A 3,047-nucleotide genomic window follows, 5' to 3' on the forward strand; every position below is an offset into this window, starting at 1 on the left:
AGCCCGGCAATTGATCTCAAGGTGACGGTCACCGAGACGCCACTGACGGGACAGATCGCGGACTTTGCAGGCTTTGGCTACGATGGGATCTTCTCTGGCCTCCTCAACGGCATTGACACGATGCCGCTGATGGATCCGCCGCTGACGAACCCGACGTTCCCCAAGCGTCCCGCCTCGGTGGTGACACCTGCGGCCTTCCGTGGGGCAAATGGACGGCTCAATCTCTACTTCGCACGAAACGCGGATGGAGCTGGGGTCGCTCAGACGGCGGCGGGTACGTCGCCCTTCCGGCTCTTCCATACCCACATGAACTGGGATGAAAATCTGGGAGCGTTCCAGGCGAGTGTGCCCGGAAGCCCGATTGCGAATCCCACCGCAAATACGGCACGCTGGTTCACACCGACTGCCATGATCGGATCGGGAGCGGCAGGCGAGTCCAACATGTACCCGTCGGTTCTCCAGACCACCCCAACTGCCACCAGTGCCACCCTCTTCTGGGTCAACTCGGTGGCAACGGCAGGTGCATTACCCACCGACACGATCTTCTGGACGGGGCTGGATGCCAATGGCAATCCGACCAGTGCCACGGGGCAGTCGCTCCTGAGCTTGGTCAATCCCAACTCACGGCCCGACCCGACGATCCGTCGCTACGGCCCGCGGGCTGCCTTTGATCCTCAGACACGTAACGGTGTGGTGACATTCTATGGGGGGGCTCCGGGTAAGCAGGGCCTGTACTACATTCCTTACCGAGGAACCAATACGGGAGTGCCCACGTCTGCGGGCACAGGCCGTGGCTCCGGTGAGCTTGCCTTGCCCGTTCCTCCGGGAATTGTCACGGCCTCGGAGCCTAGCCCGACCATGCGACGGCTAAACATCACGGATCATAGTGTCGGAGCCTTCAGTGGGACGCAGTTCGTTCCTACTGTGGACGCGGGATCAACACCCGTTGTGGACGTGGTCTACACGGGAGTTCTTCGCAACACTCAGACACCGGATCTCTTTATGGGGCGCTACAAGACAGTCAGTACCCCGCGTGGCAATCAGCTCATCCTGACGGCGCTGCCTCAAGTAGACGGTGAGCAGCTGGTGCAGGCAGGTCGGGATCTGGCGTGGCGCTCCAAGCACATCGCTTGGTACGTCCGCTACAACTCCACCAACAACTCCGTAGATAACCTCGCTGTCCGAGTCCTACAGGCAAATGGTACGGTTCGCTACCAGACCCAACCCAATGCCTGGCAGTACGATAGCAACAGCAAGATTTGGGTGCAGACGATCCGGCGCAACACGGCGACGGCCAACGGAGTGCTCTATGTCTACGCGGATGCGGAGACGGGTGAGGTTCGCTTCCGTGGCGCGGATGAGCCACAGAGCAACGACAAGGTGGTGGTGGACTACCAGCCCACGACCTACCGACTCACGCCCGACACGGCAGGAGATGCGGGGGCATTCGTCACGACAGACAACCGGCTGCTGCCCAATGTCCCCAGCTCACAGGTCTACCGACGGCTGCTAAATGGGACTCCCACTCCGATGCCTTCCTCCGAGACCGATCCTCGGCTCTCTGGTCTGGGGCGACAGTGGATTACCTGGAGCAAGGGGGCACAGCCCAACCGCCCTGCACGGCTCTACTACTCGGCCCGCCGCGTAGGGGTGGATCTGCGCACGACAGCACTGCCTCAGGCAAACCGACTCGCTCGTGATGAGTCCGTGGCTCTCTTGCCACGGGATGGAACTGGGAACCAGACGCCACGGGTCAGCGGTGTCGTGGTGAGCAATAACGCCACCCTGGCAGGTGCCACCGCGATCCCCTACGAAGTAGACTTCTCCACCGGGCGTGTCTATGTAGATCCACTCTACGAAGGCATGTACGTCGGAATCAACTACGTCGCAGCTCGGGGAGCGGCCACGCGCAATATTCAGTTAGTGACAAAGCTTGGCTACATTGAGGAGCTGTCGGCCACGGATACCTACTCGATGGGTCTCCAGGTGCCGATGCAACAGACGATCAACGAGGGGCAGGTGAGTGCGTTTGTAGACCTCTACAACTACGATCCTACTCAGGCGAGTCTGCTCCGACCCTATGCAGGCCGTCTTCCTGCATCGGTAGGGGACCCGACTCTCCAGCCGGGTAAGCTCTGGATGTTCTGGACGAGCTCACGGCCTCGCAGTGGGCAGGTGCCAGTCGGAGGAAATCTCCTCTCCGTGCCCAGTGGGTTCGAGCTGTTCTACCAGACCATCGCCCCACGCTTCGAATTCCCGAGCTTCTCGCCCGGACAGTAGCGAGATGAATGCGAAAGCCCCTGCATGGCTCTGCCGTGCAGGGGCTTTCTGGCTTCTGGTATAGTGAGGGAGGAGAAAAGCATGGCAATCTACACCGTCACCTTGGATGGCGTGGCCTACGAGGCCGACACAATCGAGACACTCGCTCAGTGGACCACTGAGGGGCGACTTACCCCGGATACCGTCATCACGGATACCGGAACGGGCATCAAGTTCACGGTTTCGGAGCACCCACAGCTCCGCACCCGCCTCCCGCAGGCCGCGACTTCGGTTCCTACAACTCCGCCAGCCGCATCGCCCTTTTCCAGTGTCGTGGGGCAGACACAGCGGCAGCAAGTACCCACGTACTCTGCATCGACAGCAACCGGGGCAACCAATAAAGTCCCCGCAGGGATCTGCGCCATTCTTCTGAACTGCTTGGGAGTGCACAAGTTTATCCTGGGCTACAACACCGAGGGGCTGATCATGCTGCTCGGCTCACTTCTCACCTGTGGGATTGCAGCCCCGGTCTTTGCCGTGATTGGCCTGGTGGAGGGAATTATCTATCTGACAAAGTCCGACGACGACTTTGTGGAGACCTATGTCAAGAACAAAAAAGGCTGGTTCTAGCTAGTTTAGCGTGAAGCGTGAGCCCTCGGGGCCTTTGCTGATCTCAATGCGGGTGGGGAAGCGGTCTTTGAGCTCCTCGACATGCGTGATCACCAGAATCAGCGCGAACTCCTCAGAGATCGCCTCTAAGGCTTCGGCGATGGCTTCGCGGCCACGGG

At 60.4% G+C, this 3,047-nt stretch carries 2 protein-coding genes; both read left to right on the forward strand.

Annotation, left to right across the window (positions count from 1 at the left end; genetic code table 11):
- A partial coding sequence (locus AC1XOS_RS21755) for a hypothetical protein (RefSeq protein WP_481964309.1) occupies positions 1–2,280 on the forward strand: 2,280 nt, incomplete at its 5' end.
- 312 nt (positions 2,281–2,592) lie between these two features.
- Positions 2,593–2,889 (forward strand): TM2 domain-containing protein, encoded by a 297-nt coding sequence (locus tag AC1XOS_RS21760; protein ID WP_481964310.1) that lies wholly within the window; start codon positions 2,593–2,595, stop codon positions 2,887–2,889.
- The last annotated feature ends 158 nt before the right edge of the window (positions 2,890–3,047 follow it).

The organism is Armatimonas sp., assembly GCF_964826245.1.